Origin of the sequence: Nocardioides terrigena (assembly GCF_003047265.1) — a bacterium.
Lineage (GTDB): Bacteria > Actinomycetota > Actinomycetes > Propionibacteriales > Nocardioidaceae > Nocardioides > Nocardioides terrigena.
The window spans coordinates 100,686-119,450 of record NZ_PZYY01000007.1 but is presented as its reverse complement, the minus strand read 5'-3'; the positions used below and the strand labels follow the sequence as shown (position 1 = coordinate 119,450).

The following is an 18,765-nucleotide window of genomic DNA, read 5'->3' as shown; positions in this document are numbered from 1 at the left end:
GGTCGGGGGGCGTCGTGGTTGCTGAGGATCCCTGCAGCGGGCCTCAGGCCTGGGTGCTGAACGCCGCGTCGAACGCCGCGGTCGGGGCGTCGAAGGCGAGCCGGCGTACGAAGTCGAGGGCCTCGGGGGCGCCGACCAGCCGGTCCATCCCTGCGTCCTCCCACTCGATCGAGATCGGGCCCTCGTATCCGATCGTGTTGAGCATCCGGAAGCACTGCTCCCACGGCACGTCGCCGTGACCGGTGGACACGAAGTCCCAGCCTCGACGCGGGTCGGCCCACGGCAGGTGCGAGCCCAGCCGGCCGTTGCGACCGTTGCCGGTCTGCCGGCGGGCGTCCTTGCAGTCCACGTGGTAGATCCGGTCCCGGAAGTCCCACAGGAAGCCCAGCGGGTCGAGGTCCTGCCAGACGAAGTGACTGGGGTCCCAGTTGAGGCCGAAGGCCTCGCGGTGCCCGATCGCCTCCAGCGTCTGCACGGTCGTCCAGTAGTCGTAGGCGATCTCCGAGGGATGCACCTCGTGGGCGAACCGCACGCCGCACTCGTCGAACACGTCGAGGATCGGGTTCCAGCGGTCCGCGAAGTCCCGGTAGCCGGCCGCCACCATCTCCTCGGTGGCCGGCGGGAACATCGCGACGTACTTCCAGATGGAGGAGCCGGTGAAGCCCACGACGGTCTTGACGCCGAGGCGCTGGGCCGTCCGCGCGGTCAGCTTCATCTCCTCCGCCGCCCGCTGACGCACGCCCTCCGGGTCGCCGTCGCCCCAGACGTGCGCGGACAGGATGGCCTGGTGCCGTGCGTCGATGGGGTCGTCGCAGACGGCCTGACCCTTGAGGTGGTTGGAGATCGCGTGGACCTGGAGGCCGTACTTCTCGAGCAGGTCCAGCTTGCCCTGGACGTAGGCGTCGTCCTCGGCCGCCTGCCACGGGTCGAGGTGGTCACCCCAGCAGGCGATCTCCAGGCCGTCGTAGCCCCACTCGGACGCCAGGCGTGCGACCTCCTCGAAGGGCAGGTCGGCCCACTGTCCGGTGAAGAGCGTGATCGGTCGTGCCATCGATTTCCTCTTTCTCTCGTGGGTGGCTCGGCGATGCTCAGCGCGCGCCGAGGAGGTGCTCCATCGCGAGCTGGTCGAGGGCTTCCATGGCCACGCTGCGCTCGCCGAGCGCGACGACGTCGTACGACGCGGCGCGAAGGTCGTCGAGGGACTCGCCCTCGCCGAGGGTCGGCTCGTCCAGCTCCCCCACCCCGGCCGCGACGAGCGCCGCGGCGACCTCGGGGTCGGCGCGGAACGCCTGGACCCGCTCGCGCAGGATCAGGTAGTTGCGCATGCAGCCCCGGGCGGACTCCCACACGCCGTCGTCGGCCTCGGCCCGCGGCGGCTTGAAGTCGAAGTGCACGTAGCCGTCGTACGCGCGGGAGGTGCCGCCGCCGAGCAACGTGTCGACGGTCCAGAAGGCGCCGCGCAGGTTGCCCGCCCCGAACCGGAGGTCCTGGTCGAAGCGGGGACCGTGCTGACCGTTGAGGTCGACGTGGAACAGCTTGTCGTGCCACAGCGCCTGGGCGATGCCGTGCGCGAAGTTGAGCCCGGCCATCTCCTCGTGCCCGACCTCGGGGTTCAACCCCACCATCTCGGGGTGCTCGAGCTCGGAGATGAGGGCGAGGGCGTGCCCGATGGTGGGCAGCAGGATGTCGCCGCGAGGCTCGTTGGGCTTGGGCTCGATGGCGAACCGCATCGAGTAGCCCTGGCTGCGCACGTAGTCGCAGACCAGGTTGAGCGACTCGGCCATCCGGTCGAGCGCCGCGCGGATGTTCTTGCCCGCGCCGTGCTCGGCGCCCTCCCGTCCGCCCCACATCACGAAGGTCTCGGCGCCCAGGCTGGCGGCCAGGTCGATGTTGCGCAGCACCTTGGCCGTCGCGTAGCGGCGGACCTCGCGGTTGTTGGCGGTGAGCCCACCCTCCTTGAAGACCGGGGCGCTGAACAGGTTGGTGGTGACCATCTCGCAGCGCATGCCCGTGTCGGCCAGCGCCTTGCCGAAGCGGTCCAGCGTGGCGTCGCGGGTGGCGTCGTCGGGGACCAGGTCGTCGTCGTGGAAGGTGACGGCGGCGGCCCCGATGTCGGCGAGACGGTAGGTGGACTCGACGGGGTCGAGGGGGGCGCGGCTGGCGGGGCCGAACACGTCGACGCCCTCCCAGCCCACGGTCCACAGCCCGAAGGAGAACTTGTCCTCGGGTCGGGGGGCGTAGCGGTCGGATGCGTCGATCATGGTGCTGTCTCCTGCCATTGGCGGGTGTCGGAGCTCGTCTCGACGGCGGCCAGCACACGCTGGACCTGCAGGCCGTCGGCGAACGTGGGCGCGGGGTCGGTGCCGTCGGCGATGGCCTCGACGAGGTCGACCACCTGGTGGGTGAAGCTGTGCTCGTAGCCGAGCCCGTGGCCCGCGGGCCACCACGCGGCCACGTAGGGGTGCTCGGGCTCGGTGACGAGGATCCGCCGGAACCCGGCGACGTACGACGCCTCGGTGGCGTCGTGGTACTGCAGGACGTCCATGTCCTCGGCATCGAAGGCGATGCTGCCGCGGGAGCCGTTGATCTCGAGCCGGATGGCGTTCTTGCGACCGGTGGCGAAGCGGGTGGCCTCGAAGACCCCCATCGCACCGCCCGAGAACTGGGCCACGAACGCGGCCGCGTCGTCGACCGTCACCGGTCCCCACTCGGTGGACGCGGTCCCCGACAGGCCGGCGTGCTCGAGGGCCAGGGGACGCTCCTTGACGAAGGTCTCCATGCGACCGGAGACCTCCTGGATCCGGTCGCCGGTGATGAACTGCGCCAGGTCGATGACGTGGGCACCGATGTCACCCAGGGCGCCGGAGCCGGCGCGGTCCTTCTGGAGGCGCCACGACAGGGGTGCCTCGGGATCGGCGATCCAGTCCTGGAGGTACTGCGCGCGGACGTGCCGGACCTCCCCGATCCGGCCCTCCCGCACGAGCCGGCGCGCCAGCGCGATGGCAGGCACGCGACGGTAGGTGAAACCGACCATGGCGCGTACGCCGTGCCGGGCGGCCTTCTCGGCCGCCGCGACCATCGCCTCGGCCTCGGCGACGGAGTTGGCCAGGGGCTTCTCGCACAGGACGTGCTTGCCGGCCTCGAGGGCGGCGATGGCGATCTCGGCGTGCGAGTCGCCCGGGGTGCAGATGTCGACCAGGTCGATGGCGTCGTCGTGCACCACGGCGCGCCAGTCGGAGGCGCCCGCGGCCCAGCCGAGCTTGAGCGCCGCCGCGGCTGCGCGGTCCTGGTCGCGACCGCAGACCACGCTCATGACGGGGTCGAGGGGCAGGTCGAAGAACCGGGGCGCGGTGCGCCAGGCGTGCGAGTGGGCGGCTCCCATGAAGGAGTGGCCGATCATCGCCACGGACAGGGTGGTGCTGGTCATCGCGACAGACTCCGTTCGGCGTCGACAGGGGCCGCTCCGGGCCGGGCCGTGGCCCGGCCCGGAGCGGGTCGGAGGTGGGTCAGGACTCGAAGGCGGTGTCGATGAACTGGTCGACGTTCTCCGAGGTCACGACCGGCGCGTAGAGCTGGACGGTGCGCGGCACCTCGATCTCGACCAGGTCGCTCATCGACTTGCCCTGCACGAGCAGCCGGGCCAGCTTGACGCCGTCGGCGCCCTGGGTGGACGGGTAGATGACGGTGGCCTTCAGGACGCTGTTGTCCTCCTGGATGGCCCGCATGGCGTTGGCCGAGCCGGCACCGCCGATCATGATGAACTCGTCGCGGCCCGCGCTCTCGATGGCGGCCAGGACGCCGACACCCTGGTCGTCGTCGTGGTTCCACAGGTAGTCGATCTGGGGTGCGGCCTGGAGCAGGTTGGAGGCGGCCTTCTCGCCGCCCTCGACGGTGAAGTCGGCGGCGACCCGGTTGTCGACGTCGAGCCCGCACTCCTTGAGCGCGTCCTCGAAGCCCTGGCTGCGGTCCTGGGTCAGAGGCAGCGAGTCGATGCCCGCGATCTCGGCGACGACCGCGTCCTCGTTGCCGCCGGCCTGCTCGCAGATGTAGGCACCGGCGGAGACACCCATGCCGTAGTTGTCGCCCAGCACGGTGACGCGGGCGGCGTTGGGGTCGTCGAACTCGCGGTCGACGTTCACGACCGGGATGCCCGCCTCCATCGCCTTGAGGGCGACCGGCGTCATGGCGGCACCGTCGAAGGGCAGCAGCACGATGGCGTCGACGCCGTCGTTGATGAACGTCTCGACCTGGGCGATCTGCAGGCTGACCTCGTTGGTGCCCTCGGCGACCCGCAGGTCGATGTCGTCGTAGGCCTCGGCGGCCTGGCGCGTGGACTCGGTGATCGAGCCCATCCAGCCGTGGTCGGCAGCGGGTGCGGAGAAGCCGATGACGACGGTGTCGCCGGCCTCGTCGTTGGAGCCCTCCTCGGCCTGCGAGGTGCCTCCCGAGGACTCGGAGTCCGAGTCGGAGTCTGATGCGTTGCTGGTGCAGGCCGCGAGGGACAGGACGGCGATGCCGGCGACCAGGCTGGTCCCGAGCTGCTTGTGGATCGGCCGAAGGGACATGTGGTGCTCCTTGTGCTGAGGGATTGCGGTGAGTGGTTGCGGTGCGGTGCCGCGCTGCGCAGGGCAGGGCCCTGCCCATGCGTCAGGCGGTGTTGCTCCGAGACGCCAACCGCTGCTGGAGCAGCACGGCGACGACGATGATCAGGCCCTTCGCGACCGCCTGGGTCGAGGTGTCCTGGTTGTTGAGGGTGAACACGTTGCCGAGGGTGGTGAAGATGAGCACCCCGAAGACGGTGCCGACGATCGTGCCGCGCCCCCCGGAGAGCAGGGTGCCGCCGATGACCACGGCGGCGATGGCGTCGAGCTCGTAGAGATTGCCGTGGGTCGAGCTGCCGGTGGTGGTGCGGGAGATGAGCATGATGGCGGCGATCCCGCAGCAGACGCCGACGAGCACGTAGAGCATCACCGTGTGCTGCTTGACGTTGATGCCGGCCAGCCGGGCGGCCTCCGGGTTGCCGCCGACGGCCAGGGTGCGCCGGCCGAACGTGGTCCGGTTGAGCAGCACCCAGCCGGCCGCGGCCACGACGGCGAAGATGATCACCAGGACCGGGATGCCGAGGACCTCGGCACCGAAGAAGTCCTTGAAGCTCTCGATGCGCACGATCTGGGTCTTGCGGTCGCTCATCAGCTCGGCGAGCCCGCGGGCGCTGGCCAGCATGGCCAGGGTGGCGATGAAGGAGACGATGTTGCCGTAGGCGATGAGCACCCCGTTGACGAGACCACAGCCGGCTCCGACCGCCAGGGCGGCCAGGACCATGACGATCCAGTGGGTGTCCTCGGCCATCGTCTGGGTGGCCAGGGTGGTGCACCACACCGACGACAACGCGACGATCGCCCCGACGCTGAGGTCGATGCCACCGCCGGTGATCACGAAGGTCATCCCGATGCTGACCACGCCGATGACGGAGGCCAGCTTGAGGATGGTCAGCACGTTGTCGACGTCGGCGAACCGCTCGCCGGCGGTCACCGTGCCGACGACGCAGATCACCACGAGCGCGACGACGAGACCGAGGTTGCGCCCGGCGCTCGTGCGCAGCACGGCCATCGCCCCGCCCGAGGACTCGCCGGCCCGGGCGCCTTCCGCCTCGACCCGGCCGCTCTCGCCGGTGGCGCCGACCGTGTTGTGCGGCACGTCCACGTGGGTGTCCTTGCTCATGCGACTCTTCCTTCCATCACGAGGTCCAGCACCCTGGCCTCGTCGAGATCTGTGGCCGGGGCCTCGTGGACCACGGCGCCCTCGCGCACCACCACCACCCGGTCGGACAGGCCGAGGACCTCCTCGACCTCGCTGGACACCACGACGACGGCGACGCCGGCGTCGGCCAGGCTCCGGATCAGCTGGTAGATCTCGCTGCGGGCGCCCACGTCGACGCCGCGGGTGGGCTCGTCGAGCAGCAGCACGCGGCAGTCGCGCAGCAGCCACCGGGCGAGCACGACCTTCTGCTGGTTGCCCCCCGAGAGGGTGCGCACCGCCCGGGTCACGCCGGTGGGGCGTACGTCGAGCGAGGTGGTCAGCTCCTCGGCGCGCCGTCGCTCCGCGGCGCTGTCGAGGAAGCCGCCGCGGGCGAAGCGACCCAGCGACGAGATCGTGACGTTGCGGTAGACCGCCTGGTCGAGCAGGAGCCCCTGGCTCTTGCGCTCCTCCGGGGCGAGCCCGATGCCGGCTCGCACCGCCGCCGGGACGGAGCCCTTGCGGATCCGGGTGCCGTCCACGGTGACCGTGCCCGTGGTGGCCCGGCGTGCGCCGTACACCGTCTCGAGGATCTCGGAGCGGCCGGCGCCGACCAGCCCGGTGAGCCCGACGATCTCGCCGGCGTGCACCGTCAGGTCCATGGTCTCGAAGACGCCGGCCAGGGACAGGCCCTTCGCCTCGAGGACGACCGGGCCGCGCTCCGGCGCGACCTCCGGTCGAGGCGGGAAGACGTACTCGATGGAACGACCGGTCATCAGCTGGATCAGGGTGGCGGTCGAGGTGTCGGCGACCTCGAGGCCCGTGGCCACGGTGATGCCGTCCTTGAGGACGGTGATCCGGTCGCCGATCTGGCGGATCTCCTCGAGACGGTGCGAGATGTAGACCACGGCGACGCCCTCCGCGGTGAGCCCGCGGATCACCCGGAAGAGGTTGTCGACCTCCTCGTGGTCGAGCACCGCCGACGGCTCGTCGAGGATGAGCAACCGGGTGTCGTGGGACAGGGCGCGCGCCATGCTGACGATCTGCTGGCCGGCCGGAGAGAGGCTGCCCACCAACCGGGTCGGGGAGATCTCGCTGTGGCCGAGGCGAGTCATCAGGTCACGGACCATCTGGTTGCTCTGCGAGCGCTGGGAGAAGCCGGCCACCGACTGCTCGTGGCCGAGGAAGACGTTCTCCGCCACGGTCAGCCCGGGCACCAGGTCCAGCTCCTGGTAGATGGTGGAGATGCCGACCTTGATCGCGGAGATCGGGGTGGGCAGCGAGGTCTCGACCCCGTCCCAGTGGATGACCCCGGCGTCGGGCTGGTAGGACGCGGACAGGATCTTGATCAGGGTGGACTTGCCCGCGCCGTTCTGGCCGAGCAGGCAGTGCACCTCCCCGGCGCGCACGTCCAGGTCGACGCCGCCCAGGGCCTTGACCCCGGGGAACTCCTTGACGATGCCGCTCATGCGCAGCAGGGACTCGTGCGTCGTCATGCGGGGCCGACCTCCTGGACGGTGCGGACGAGCGGGGTGAGGGGGAAGGCGGAGGGGTTGTCGAAGACGGCCGACGCGGCCTGGACGGCCCCACCGCGCACCGCGGCTGAGTAGCCGAGGCCGGAGAACTCGATGCGGCACCCTCCGGACTTGGGGGCGAACACCTCACGGTGCAGCGCCTCCCGGAGACCCGGCTCGATCCAGGGGCTCAGGACGGCGAAGTAGCCGCCCAGCACGAGCAGCCGCGGGTTGAAGATGTTGAGCAGCGTGCCGGCACCGCTCACCAGCGCCGCGGTGATGGTGGCGATGGCGTCGAGGGTGCGCCGGTCGCCACGCTCCGCGCGGGCGCGGAGCTCGCCGAGGCGCTCGTCGAGATCGACCGACGGATCGCGTACGACGTCGTCGGCGCCGGCGGCCAGGGCCAGCAGGGCGTGGAGGCCGATGACGGTCTCCCAGCACCCCCGGCGTCCGCACCGGCAGGTCTCGCCGGACGGGGTGACCTGGAGGTGCCCGACCTCGCCGGCGAAGCCGCACGCCCCCCGCAGGAGCTGTCCGGCCGTCACCAGTCCGCCGCCGATGCCCACGCCGCCCATGAGGAGGATGAACTCGTCGGGGGCGTCGGTGCCGCGCAGGTCCAGCTCGGCGAGGGCGGCGAGGTTGGCCTCGTTGTCCAGGAGGATCGCGATGCCCGGGTCGTCGAGGAGCTCGTGCAGCAGGTCCGCGACCCGCACCTCGCGCCAGCCGAGGTTGGGGGCGGCGTGGACGATGCCGCTCACCGACTCGACCAGACCGGGGATGGCCACCGTGAGGCCCACGACGGTGGTGCCGTCGGCGAGGTCGCCCAGCACGTCGCGGATCAGCTCGGCCAGGCGGGCGAGGATCTCCTCGGGTGACAGCCGACTGGCGTCCAGGGCGATGCGACGCTCGGCCACGGCGTCACCGCGCAGGTTCATGGCCAGCACGGAGAGGTAGTCGACGCTGATCTCCGCACCCAGCGAGACGTGGACGGTGGTGTCGAGCTCGATGACCAGGCCCGGGCGACCGACCGCGCCTCGCTCCGTCTCGCCCTCGGCGACCAGGCCTCGCTCCCCCAGCTCGGCCACCAGGCTCGAGACCGTGGCCTTGTTGAGCCCCGTCTCCGCAGCGATGCGGGCACGGGACATGGGGCCGGACAGGCGCAGGTGGTCCATCACGACGGCGAGGTTGTGGCGACGTACGGCGAGCTGGTCGGCCGTGCTCGCTCCGGCGATCCAGCCGTCCCGTGCCCGCATCCCGTCCTCCTCCCCACCTGACGACGTGTGGTCCACGTCACTTAATTTGTCGGTTGCTGCAACAAACTAAGGCCGCAGAGGTGTGACGTCAACCACTTCGGCACAGGATTCTGCGGGCCGGTACGACGCCTTGACGGGCGCCTGCCCGGTCGGTCTGAATACGGCCCATGACTGCCGTCCTGGGGATCGACTCCTCCACCCAGTCGACCAAGGCCCTGCTCGTCGACGCCGACGACGGGACCGTGCTCGAGCAGCGCCAGGTGGCACACCCACCCGGCACCGAGGTCGACCCCCGGGCCTGGCGTGCGGCCGTGGACGAGGCCACCGACGGGCTCCTCGAGCGCGCGGAGGCCGTCTCCGTGGCGGCCCAGCAGCACGGCATGGTGGCCCTGGACGCGGCCGGTGAGCCGGTGCGCAAGGCTCTGCTGTGGAACGACGTCCGCTCGGCGGCGGCGGCGGAGGACCTCGTGCGCGAGTGGGGCGGGCCCGACGAGTGCGCGCGCCTGGTCGGCAGCGTGCTGGTGGCCTCCTTCACGGTCTCCAAGCTCCGCTGGATGCGGGACGCCGACCCCGATGCGGCCGCCCGGACCGAGAGCGTGCTGCTCCCCCACGACTACATCTCCGCACACCTGGCCGAGCCCGGGACAGCCCCCTTCACCGACCGCGGGGACGCGTCCGGGACGGGCTACTTCTCGACACGGGAGGACCGCTGGCGCCCCGAGCTGGTCCAGTCCGCGCTCGGTCGGGAGGTCGCACTCCCCCGCGTCGTCGCGGCAGGCGCCGTCGCCGCCCACACCGGCCGCGGCGCCGTCCTGGCGAGCGGCACCGGCGACAACATGGGCGCCGCACTGGGCATGGGGCTGCGGGAGACCGACGTCCTGGTGTCGGTGGGGACCTCGGGGGTGGCCTCGACGCGCAGCCCGGTCGCACCGACCGACGGGACCGGCACGGTGACCGGCTTCGCCGACGCGCTGGACGGTTTCCTGCCGATGACCGTGACGCTGAACGCGGCGCAGATCCTGGACCTGCAGGCGGCCCTGCTCGGGATCGACCACGACCGGCTCTCCGAGCTGGCGCTGCAGGCTCCCCCCGGCGCGCACGGGCTGACCCTCTCGCCCTACTACGGCGGGGAGCGGACGCCCAACCGTCCCGGCGCGACCGGTGTGTGGAGCGGCCTGAGCGGCGACACGGACCGCGCCGACCTGGCACGGGCGGCCTTCGAGGCGCTGGCGTGCTCGCTCGCGGACGCCGTCGACCACCTGGCCGAGCACCTCGGCCAGCGCGGCGAGGACGTCCTGCTCGTCGGAGGGGCGGCACGGAGCCCGGCGCTGCAGGAGATCGCGGCCGGCATCTTCGGGCAGCCGGTCACCCTGCCGCCCCCCGCCGAGTACGTCGCGCTCGGTGCGGCCCGACAGGCCGCCTGGGCGCTCGCCGGGACCGCCTCCCCTCCCGACTGGCCGCGGCCGGTGGGCACCGTGGTCGACGCGCCGCCGACGCCGCAGGTGCGGGCGTCGTACGCCGAGCTGCGTGACCGCGTCGGGAGCTGGTGACAAGACTGCGCGGCGCAAGGCCGGGGAACGAGAACCGCCTCCGAGCTGCGGTCTCGCAGGTCGGAGGCGGTGCTGGAATGGTGGGCGATACTGGGTTCGAACCAGTAATCTAGAGATTTTCGGACATGCCCTCCGAGCAGCCAACTAGCCCTCTGACCTGCGGTTATCGCACCCAGGATCGCACGTCCTTGATGGACCTCGGTGGACACGAATACCCTTCTGGTGGACACGTAGTGGACACGAGAAGGGGCACCGTCGCTGTGGCAAAGGCAGCAGAGCGTCGCAATTTCGGGCAGATCATCAAACTGCCCAGCGGCCGGTATCGGGCGCGGTACGCGGACCCCGACGGGCGTCGGACCGAGGCGGGCCAGGTCGTTCGTCACAATGCTCCCCATACCTTCACGAGCCGAGCCGATGCGGAGGCCTGGCTCGTGGACGAACGGCGACTTATCACGAACGGCGACTGGACCTCCCCCGCCGCTCGTCTCCGCCATCGCCGCGAGAAGGCTCCGACGATGGGCGAGTACGCACCCCGATGGTTGGCCGCACGCAAGGTGAAGGGCAGGCCCCTGGCAGACCGGACCCGCGACCACTACCAAGAGCTCCTGAACCGATTCATCCTTCCCACCTTCAACAACGTCGAGCTCAGGGCCATCACCCCCGAGGCCGTCGCCAACTGGTACGACACTGCCGCCGTCGCCACTCCCACCTACCAGGCGCACGCATACTCACTCCTGCGAGCGATTATGAGGACCGCCGCAGACCCGACCAAGAACAACGGCCGCCCGCTCGTCGCATTCAACCCGTGCGGCATCGCCGGCGGCGGCTCCTCGGGAAGCCAACGCAGGATTCGACCGGCTTCAGCGCAGGAAGTGGCGACCATCGTCGCGGCGATGCCCGAGCGCCATCAGCTCATGGTCCTGCTGGCGGACGGCTGTGCATTGCGTTTCGGCGAGCTCGCAGAGCTGCGGCGGTCCGACGTCGACACCACGAACGCCGTCATCCGCGTCCGACGAGGCGTCGTCCGCTCTCGGTCTGCAGGCGTCGTCGCCAAGACCCCCAAGAGCGACGCCGGAATCCGCGACGTCCCCATCCCACCCGACATCCTCGACGCCGTACGTGACCACAAGACACGTCATGCAGCTCCCGGGGCGAAGGGGCTCATGTTTCCCGGCCGGAACGCCGAGCACCTCTCCCCCAGCGCGTTCTACGGCAAGGTCACGAGGAAGCGCCGCGGGAAGACCGACACGAAAGGCTGGGGCTGGTACGAAGCCCGCCGCCTCGCCGGACGCGAAGACCTCCGCTTCCACGACCTCAGACACGGCGCACTCACCGAAGCAGCCCGCCACGGTGCAACCCTGGCCGAACTCATGGCCCTCGGCGGACATTCCACCAACCAAGCCGCCATGCGCTATCAGCAAGCAGCCTCAGACCGCCTTGCCGAACTGGCGCGCAAACGAGCCGAGGCGCGCGGCTGGACACCGGACACCACGACGATGAGTAGGTCGTCAGGTTCATCCGAGATTTGAACCCCATGCCCTCTGGTGTGGTCCGCAGGATCCCCTCTCTCGGAGAAACTCGATCCTGCTCGCTCACACACCGCCTGACCTGGGACAACGCTCCGGACCATGTTCGTTGACGACACCACGATACCTCCGGGTCTCGGGACGTTTCGGCTCGGCTGGGGCTACAAAGTGCTGCTTTTCTGATGCCGTGTGCTTGCCAGCATTGCCCCGCGACTTGCCAAAGCGAGCAGCGCGCGGATCGCGGCGTGGGCGTGCGTTTGAGTTTGGGGGCCAGCAACCGCCACTCAGGGGTTGAAGGCGATCAGGGTCGGCCGCCGTTCTTGGTGGGGTCCGCCGCGGTCCGCATGATCGCCCTGAGGAGCGAGTAGGCATGGGCCTGGTAGGTGGGAGTGCCGATCGCTGCGGTGTCGTACCAATGGGAAATCGAGCAACAGCTCTGGCGGTGACGAAGCCCTGGTGGAGGTCGTACCAGCGGATATGAACGAACCCCTGGTGCATGCGAAACCACCCTGTGGACGCGAACGCCGGTCGATCCTGTGCGGCCTGGACGCCGAGAGGATCACACGCAGTACGCTCGGGCATGAAGGCGATCGTCCAAGACCACTATGGCTCGATCAACGACCTCAGATTTGCGGAGGTCCCACGCCCCAAACCCGCCGACGACGCGGTGCTGATCAAGGTCAGGGCAGCGTCGCTGCATCCCGACGTCTGGCACGTCGTGACAGGTCGACCTGCGGTGCTGCGTCTGATGGGCGCCGGCGTCGCTCGTCCCAAGCATCAAGTGCCAGGCACCGACGTCGCCGGGGTCGTGGCAGCAGTTGGACGGGCGGTCCTGCGGTTCCAGCCGGGTGACGAGGTTCTCGCCGAGACCGTCCGCGGAGTCCAGTGGCGCAACGGCGGCGCCTTCGCGGAGTTCGCCACGGCGCCCGAAGACGGGGTCGCCCTGAAGCCGACAAGCGTAACCTTCGAGGAAGCGGCGGCTGTGCCCACCGCCGGCCTGATCGCCCTCAACAACCTTCCGCTGCGTCGGGTGCCACGCGGCTCTCGAGTGTTGGTCAACGGTGCCGCCGGCGGCGTCGGGGCCTTCGCGGTCCAGCTTGCCAAGGTCTACGGCGCTGAGGTCACCGCCGTCGACCACCCCCGCAAGCTCGACCTGGTGCGCTCGTTGGGAGCGGACCGGACGTTGGACTACACGCGCGACGACTTCACGCGAGGCGGCGAGCAGTGGGACCTCATCTTCGATGTACCTGGCAACCACTCCTTCCGAGAGATTCGCCGGGCATTGAACCCGCACGGTGGCTACGTCCTGATCGGCCATGACGCCTTCGGCGCCGCCGGGCACTCCTGGCTCGGCAGCATCCCGCGCATGCTTGGGCTCATGGCCCGCTCGGCGGTTACCCCCGCACTGCGCGGCGGCTCGCTCGCACCGCCTGACAAGCCTCGACTGCTGAGCACCCTCACCCAGCTCATGGACACTGGCCAGCTGCGGGTGGTCCTTGATCGCACCTTCCCGCTGGCCCAGACGCCCGCGGCGCTTCGCTACCTGACCTCCGGCCGAGCCGTGGGGCGTGTGGTGATCGTCGTCGACTGAACCGTTGCTCAGCAGCACAATCGGCCAGATCCCCTCCGTGCCCGACGCGGACCAGCGCCGCCCGGAGACTCCGCGCTCCCTGTCCCGCGCCAGGGACCGACGTTGGTTGCCAATCGACGCCTCGACACCCGGTGAGAACGGTCGTGAGTTTGCAATTCCGATAACCACTATGTTGCATAGTAGATGCAGGCGGGCGTCCGACTTCCCCTTTCGGACGCCCGCCGTCTTTGGTGAGGGAGGGGCTCACGCAACTACCAGACATGAGAGTTTTGGTGAGTCGACACCGTCATCAGTACCACCGTCCCCGCCGGGGTGGGCGGCGCGTCCCGCGCCTGGGCACCGGGGCTTCTGGAGCCATCGCACTCGCCCTCTCGGTCGGCGGCGCCCTTGCCACCGACGTCGACCCTCGTCGGGGTTTTGAAGCGACGTCGGCTGCGCCGGCGGCGACATCGGGGGGCAGCTCCGGTTCCGCGAGCAACAGTCCGAGAGCCAGCCCGCGGCCGCGGGTCGTGAGCAGGTCCGCGCCGCGCACCGCACCGTCACGCGTGGTCTCTGCGCAACGGGCCGCCGCGCGCCGAGGTCGCGTGATCACTCGAATGTCGGCGGCGGCGAGCGAGCGGGAGAACGACCTCCGAGATCGGCAATGGGTCGCTCCCCTTGCGTCGTACCGCATCACCGGGACGTTCGGACTGAGCAGCTCGTTGTGGAGCTCCACTCACACGGGTCTTGATCTCGCGGCACCGACGGGCACCCCCGTCATGGCGGTGAGCTCGGGGGAGGTGAGCGAGGCGGGTTGGGCGGGGTCCTACGGCTATCGGACCATCGTGACGGCAACCGATGGCACGCAGATCTGGTACTGCCACCAGTCCCGGATCGACGTCGAGGCCGGTCGGTCAGTGGACCGCGCCGACCAGATCGGGCTCGTCGGCGCCACGGGCAACGTCACCGGCGCGCACCTGCACATCGAGGTCCGCCCCGGCGGTGAGGATCCGGTGGATCCCTACGCAGCCCTGATGGACCGCGGAGTTCTGCTCTAGCGATGCTCGGGGAGCACCCCGCCGCAACTACGAGCACGGGTAGTAGATTGCCGGCGCTGACCATGAGCCCGGAGGACGGAAGGGATGGCGTATGACCGTGTCTGGACACCGCACGCGCTTCCGCTCGACGATCCCGGCGGGGACCCGCGGGTTGCGGCCTGTGACCTTCGGTGAGCTGTCGTGACTCTCGCGCATGGGCTCGGCGGAGCCAGTGACCTGCCCATCCCCGCGTCCTTCGCCATCCTCGGTGGTACGGCCGCACTGGCGTTGTCGTTCGTGATCCTGTTCTTCGCGTGGCGTCGACCCAGGTTCGGCGGACGTGACGCAGGGAGGCCCGCGCCCGCAGCGATCTCACGCCTCGTCGACAGCACGTTCTTCGTGTGGGCATTGCGCGCCACAGGTCTCCTGGTGGCGGCCTACGTCGCCTGGGCCGCGATCCTCGGTCCAGACCTGTTGGTGAACCCCACCTTCGGTGTCGTCTACGTCTGGTTGTGGGTGGGCATCGTGCCCATGTCCTTGCTGTTCGGTCCGTTCTTCAAGGCAGTCAGCCCATCGCGCACCGCGCACCTGGTTCTGTCCCGAGCGGCCGGTCTCGACCAGGGACGTGGTCTCGCGCCGTTCCCCGAACGCCTCGGCTACTGGGGGGCGTCCGTCGGGTTGTTTGCGTTCGTCTGGCTGGAGCTGGTCTATCCCGGTAACCAGTACCTGGGCCCCGTCCGGTTGTGGTTCGCGCTGTACTTCGCCGTGACCATCATCGGGAGCCTGCTCTGGGGGTCGCGATGGCTCGAGCGTGTCGATCCGTTCGAGGTGTACTCCACGTTGGTCGCCCATCTCTCTCCGTGGGCTCGACGCGACGACGGCGTGCTGGTCGTGCGCAAACCGCTGTACAACCTCGCGCACGTCTCGCCGGGTCCGGGGCTGGTGGCGGTGGTCTCCGTGCTGTTGGGGAGCACGGCGTTCGACAGTTTCCGTTCGTCGAACTCCTGGCTCCGCTTCTCCCAGCAGACCACCGCGAACGTTGCCCTGCTGGAGACGGGACTGCTGCTGGCAGCGTGCCTCATCGTGGGGCTGACTTTCGCGGCCGCGACCACGGTGGGCGTCGGGGACATCGGTCCGTCGCGTCGCACGCACCCGGCTGCGCTCGCCCACTCGCTCGTACCCATCATCGTGGGTTACATGGTCGCCCACTACCTGACCTACTTCGTGGAGACGGGCCAGGAGACGCTCATACTCATGAGCGATCCGCTCGACAACGGGTCCAACCTCATCGGAACGGCCGGCCTGCAGGTCAACTACTGGCTCTCCCTCCATCCGACGTTCTTGGCCACCACCAAGGTCCTGGCCATCGTGAGCGGCCACGTGCTCGGCGTGATCGCCGCCCACGACCGCTCCCTGGAACTCCTGCCGGCGCGTCTGCGGACGACCGGGCAGCTCCCCCTGCTGGCAGCCATGACGCTCTACACCTTCAGTGGGCTCTACCTGTTGTTCGGAGTGTGAGGGACGCCGACCACCGGAGGCTCCAGCCGACCGACGCCGGGCAGGAACCGGCCCACGCCGGCGGCGTAATCGGCGTACGACGCCCCGTGCATCGAGCGCAGGTAGGGCTCCTCCACGACACGGACCTGGAGCTCCAGCGCGACGAGGAGAAGGACGGCGCCCAGCAGGGTGATGACGTTGGGCACCATCATCGTGAGGCCCAGTCCGGTGACCGCCATGGCGGTGAAGATGGGGTTCCGCACGTGCCGGAAGGTCCCGCCGGTGACCAGTTCGGTGCGTTCCTCGGCATCCACGCCGATCCGCCAGCTGGTGCCCATGTCCAACTGCGTGACGAAGGTGGCGCCCACGCCGACGGTGGCCACGACCAGTCCGGCCACGGCGACGAACTGGTGGTCGAGTGGGCCGACGAGCGGCAAACCTGCGAGGGCGAGAACGGGGCCGAGGAGGCCTGCTGCGAGGGCCGCCGCGAACAACGCGCCGGCCCACCACTCCGCGCTGAACGGGCGTCCGGACAGCCCGCGGAAGCCGGTGTCACCCGTCCTGCGCCACTGCACCCAGGTCCGCACCCCGAACGCCACACCGAGGTAGATCGCATAGATCGCGAGTGCTGCGACCGTCATGACGCTGGACCCCCCTCATTCCTCGCGCACGCGCTTTGACCCGCGCGTCTGGGGCCTTGTGATGTTGGGGCCGGGCGACTCAGTGTTGGTGTCTGGCTGTGTGAGGACGGACGCGGCGAACACAAGGGCGCAGGCCGTCACGAGGGCAGAGTCGGCGAGGTTGAAGTTGGGCCATGCTCCTATGTCAATCCAGTCGACGACGTGTCCGCGCATGGGTCCGGGGGTTCGGAACAGCCGATCGATGAGGTTTCCCGCCGCTCCGCCGAGCACGAGCCCCATGACAAGAGCTGCCCGACGGGTGCGGTAGCGACCTGAGTAGGCGAGCACCCCGATGACAACGGCTGCGGCGAGGAGAGTCAGGACGGGGGTGAGCGAGGTGCCCATGCCGAACGCGGCACCGGGGTTGCGTGATTCGGTGAGCCGCACCCAACCGTCGAGCAGGGTGACCGGCTGGTCGGTCCACACGGTGGCTGCTATGTGCTTGGTGGCTACGTCGGCGGCGACCACGAGTGCTGCGACCACGAGGAATAGGCCACGCCGAGCCAGTGGTGGCTTGGCGCGCTCAGTAGTCATCGTCGTCGTCGTCATCGTCGACGAGTTCGCCTTCCCAGGCTTCGCGTCCTTCGTTGATGGCGAACAAGGCGATGACGAAGCCCGCGACCGGGTCGAGCCATGCGGCTCCGGTGAGGGCGTACAGGCCGAGGCCGATGAGGGTGGAGATGCTGAGCAGCACGCAGATTTTGGTTTCGGCGGCATCGGCAAGAATCAGCTTGTCACCGCCGAGCGCTTCCCCGACCTGTCGCTTGGCGCGGGCCAGCAGCGGCATGACGATGACGGATGCGGCGAGCAGGATGATGCCGACCGTGGACTGGTCGGGCGACTCCCCTTCGATGAGGGAGCGGATGCCTTCAATGGTGACGTAGGCGGCGAGCACGAAGAACGTGACCGCGACGGCCTTGAGAGCGCGACGCTCCTTGGCCTCGTCGGCCTCGCCGTGGCGCAACCGGGCCGCCAAGCGCAAGCCGACGAGGACGGACGCGGCAGACTCGATGCCTGAGTCGATGCCGAACCCGACGAGGGAGACAAGCCCTGCCATGAGGCCGACGGTGATGGCGACCGCGCCTTCGATGACGTTGTAGGCGACGGTGAACTGTGCGAGCCGGAGGCCGCGACGGGTGAGCCGTTCGGTTTCGGCTTCGGTTAGGGTGGTGGATCCGGGGACGTTGAGGGCAGGGTTCGACATCAGGGCCTCCGACCAATCTTCAGCACGCCGGTGTCGGTGCTGTCACCGTCTGTGTTTGCAGGGGTGCAGCAGCCATCGGAGCATCCCGCTGCGTCTTCGGTACAACCACAGCCGTCGGCTTCACCAGTGGTGATAGCGCTGTCCGAGGTTGCGTTCGGGAGGCAGGCGACCGGTCCGCAGGCGCATCCCTCACCCTTCCATGCCTCCACACCTTCACGAACGGCGACAGCGGCGATGATGAGCCCGGCAATGGGGTCGGCCCAAGACCATCCAAGGGTGGCATTCAGAACCAGTCCGACGAGCAGGACGGCGGACAGATAGGTGCACAGCAGCGTCTGGGTGGAGTCAGCGACCACCGCGTTCGAGCCGAGCGCCCGACCGGTGCGCCGCTGCGCCCAGGACAGGAACGGCATGACGACCAACGAGACGGCAGCCAGTGCGATACCCACAGTCGACGGTTCGGGGTGGTGACCGGTAAGCAGCGCCCGGAGGGACTCAAACGTCACGTACGCGGCGAGGCCGAAGAAAGACACGGCCATGAGCCGCAGCGCAGTGCGTTCGCGGGACTCGGGCAGTGGGTGCCGGAACTGCCACAAGATGATGAGCCCGGAGGAGACCTCAACGATGGAGTCGAGGCCGAACCCGACCAGCGCGACCGACCCCGCGAGCACACCGGCCGTGATGGCGATGACAGCCTCGATGCCGTTATAGGCGACCGATGCCCCAGCGAGGAGTTGGGCACGGCGGCCCAGCCTCTTACGGGCATCAACCGTCAGCGTCAGGGCGTGGGTGTGGGTGGTGGTCATCAGGCGTCGCTGAGGGTGTCGGTGCCGTAGTTGGGGCACAGGACCACGGCGTCGCCGGTCGCTTCGAGGAGCCGTTCGGCTGCTGTCCACAGGTCCGTCAGCGCGTCGGAGTGATTGAGCGAGTAGACGGTTGCTCGACCTTCGGGGCGGGCGGTGACGAGCCCGCAGTCCCGAAGACACTGGAGGTGCTTCGACACCGTCGACTGGGCGAGACCTAGGTGCGCGGTGAGGTCCACGACGCGGTGCTCACCAAGTGCGAGGTGCCGCAGCAGGGCGATGCGGGACGAGTCGGCAAACCCATGGAACAGACAGGCAGCCGCAGTCAACCCATCAGCGGGGCCAGCATGAGCATCAACGCCCTGCGCCTTTGTCATCGTCATATGGCGATACTA

17 protein-coding genes are annotated in these 18,765 nt (G+C 69.5%); 5 read left to right on the top strand and 12 right to left on the bottom strand.

Going from position 1 to position 18,765, the window contains the following annotated elements; all coding sequences use genetic code 11:
• Positions 1 to 43: 43 nt before the first annotated feature.
• The 7 genes from DAE25_RS16220 to DAE25_RS16190 form a co-directional block, all read right to left on the bottom strand.
• Positions 44 to 1,051: a sugar phosphate isomerase/epimerase family protein gene (locus DAE25_RS16220; protein WP_107767188.1), complete on the bottom strand. Its 1,008-nt coding sequence runs from the start codon at positions 1,049 to 1,051 to the stop codon at positions 44 to 46.
• 37 nt (positions 1,052 to 1,088) lie between these two features.
• Positions 1,089 to 2,261, bottom strand: coding sequence for a xylose isomerase (gene xylA, locus DAE25_RS16215; protein ID WP_107767187.1), 1,173 nt, complete (start codon positions 2,259 to 2,261; stop codon positions 1,089 to 1,091).
• A complete protein-coding gene (locus tag DAE25_RS16210) occupies positions 2,258 to 3,427 on the bottom strand; it encodes a Gfo/Idh/MocA family protein (RefSeq protein ID WP_107767186.1) in 1,170 nt (389 codons plus the stop codon). The genes xylA and DAE25_RS16210 overlap by 4 nt, the downstream gene beginning before the upstream one ends.
• Positions 3,428 to 3,506: 79 nt before the next feature.
• The gene (locus DAE25_RS16205; protein ID WP_107767185.1) at positions 3,507 to 4,565 is read right to left on the bottom strand and encodes a substrate-binding domain-containing protein; all 1,059 of its coding nucleotides are present in this window, start codon (positions 4,563 to 4,565) and stop codon (positions 3,507 to 3,509) included.
• Between the two features lie 82 nt (positions 4,566 to 4,647).
• Positions 4,648 to 5,721, bottom strand: a complete 1,074-nt coding sequence (locus DAE25_RS16200; RefSeq protein ID WP_107767184.1) for an ABC transporter permease — start codon at positions 5,719 to 5,721, stop codon at positions 4,648 to 4,650.
• Positions 5,718 to 7,232, bottom strand: a complete 1,515-nt coding sequence (locus tag DAE25_RS16195) for a sugar ABC transporter ATP-binding protein (protein WP_107767183.1) — start codon at positions 7,230 to 7,232, stop codon at positions 5,718 to 5,720. Before DAE25_RS16195 ends, DAE25_RS16200 begins: the two co-directional genes overlap by 4 nt.
• The gene (locus DAE25_RS16190) at positions 7,229 to 8,503 is read right to left on the bottom strand and encodes an ROK family transcriptional regulator (RefSeq protein ID WP_107767182.1); all 1,275 of its coding nucleotides are present in this window, start codon (positions 8,501 to 8,503) and stop codon (positions 7,229 to 7,231) included. Before DAE25_RS16190 ends, DAE25_RS16195 begins: the two co-directional genes overlap by 4 nt.
• Before the next feature lie 167 nt (positions 8,504 to 8,670).
• Here DAE25_RS16190 and xylB point away from each other — a divergent pair, with 167 nt between their 5' ends.
• The 5 genes from xylB (at position 8,671) to DAE25_RS16165 (ending at position 15,704) form a co-directional block, all read left to right on the top strand.
• Positions 8,671 to 10,053, top strand: coding sequence for a xylulokinase (xylB, locus tag DAE25_RS16185; protein WP_107767181.1), 1,383 nt, complete (start codon positions 8,671 to 8,673; stop codon positions 10,051 to 10,053).
• Positions 10,054 to 10,568: 515 nt separating this feature from the next.
• Positions 10,569 to 11,582 carry a tyrosine-type recombinase/integrase gene (locus tag DAE25_RS16180; RefSeq protein WP_199907636.1) on the top strand — a complete coding sequence of 338 codons (1,014 nt, stop codon included), beginning with the start codon at positions 10,569 to 10,571 and terminating at the stop codon, positions 11,580 to 11,582.
• A 577-nt stretch (positions 11,583 to 12,159) separates the two neighbouring features.
• Positions 12,160 to 13,170: an NAD(P)-dependent alcohol dehydrogenase gene (locus tag DAE25_RS16175; protein ID WP_159083789.1), complete on the top strand. Its 1,011-nt coding sequence runs from the start codon at positions 12,160 to 12,162 to the stop codon at positions 13,168 to 13,170.
• A gap of 260 nt (positions 13,171 to 13,430) precedes the next feature.
• Positions 13,431 to 14,207: a M23 family metallopeptidase gene (locus DAE25_RS24225; RefSeq protein WP_107767178.1), complete on the top strand. Its 777-nt coding sequence runs from the start codon at positions 13,431 to 13,433 to the stop codon at positions 14,205 to 14,207.
• Between the two features lie 276 nt (positions 14,208 to 14,483).
• Positions 14,484 to 15,704, top strand: a complete 1,221-nt coding sequence (locus tag DAE25_RS16165; protein ID WP_234411095.1) for a hypothetical protein — start codon at positions 14,484 to 14,486, stop codon at positions 15,702 to 15,704.
• On the opposite strand, the gene DAE25_RS16160 is transcribed toward DAE25_RS16165, so the two are convergent.
• Genes DAE25_RS16160 through DAE25_RS16140 form a run of 5 tightly spaced genes read right to left on the bottom strand, consistent with a single transcriptional unit; the run spans position 15,683 to position 18,753 of the window.
• Positions 15,683 to 16,324 (bottom strand): methyltransferase family protein, encoded by a 642-nt coding sequence (locus DAE25_RS16160; RefSeq protein WP_107767176.1) that lies wholly within the window; start codon positions 16,322 to 16,324, stop codon positions 15,683 to 15,685. The two genes, DAE25_RS16165 and DAE25_RS16160, sit on opposite strands and share 22 nt — an antisense overlap.
• A 15-nt stretch (positions 16,325 to 16,339) precedes the next feature.
• On the bottom strand, positions 16,340 to 16,912 hold the full coding sequence (gene lspA, locus DAE25_RS16155) for a signal peptidase II (RefSeq protein ID WP_107767175.1): 573 nt from the start codon (positions 16,910 to 16,912) through the stop codon (positions 16,340 to 16,342).
• Complete coding sequence (locus DAE25_RS16150) at positions 16,887 to 17,567, bottom strand: cation diffusion facilitator family transporter (protein ID WP_107767174.1); 681 nt, start codon at positions 17,565 to 17,567, stop codon at positions 16,887 to 16,889. The genes lspA and DAE25_RS16150 overlap by 26 nt, the downstream gene beginning before the upstream one ends.
• Positions 17,567 to 18,373, bottom strand: coding sequence for a cation diffusion facilitator family transporter (locus DAE25_RS16145; protein ID WP_107767173.1), 807 nt, complete (start codon positions 18,371 to 18,373; stop codon positions 17,567 to 17,569). The genes DAE25_RS16150 and DAE25_RS16145 overlap by 1 nt, the downstream gene beginning before the upstream one ends.
• Positions 18,373 to 18,753 (bottom strand): ArsR/SmtB family transcription factor, encoded by a 381-nt coding sequence (locus tag DAE25_RS16140; RefSeq protein ID WP_107767172.1) that lies wholly within the window; start codon positions 18,751 to 18,753, stop codon positions 18,373 to 18,375. Before DAE25_RS16140 ends, DAE25_RS16145 begins: the two co-directional genes overlap by 1 nt.
• Positions 18,754 to 18,765 lie beyond the last annotated feature (12 nt).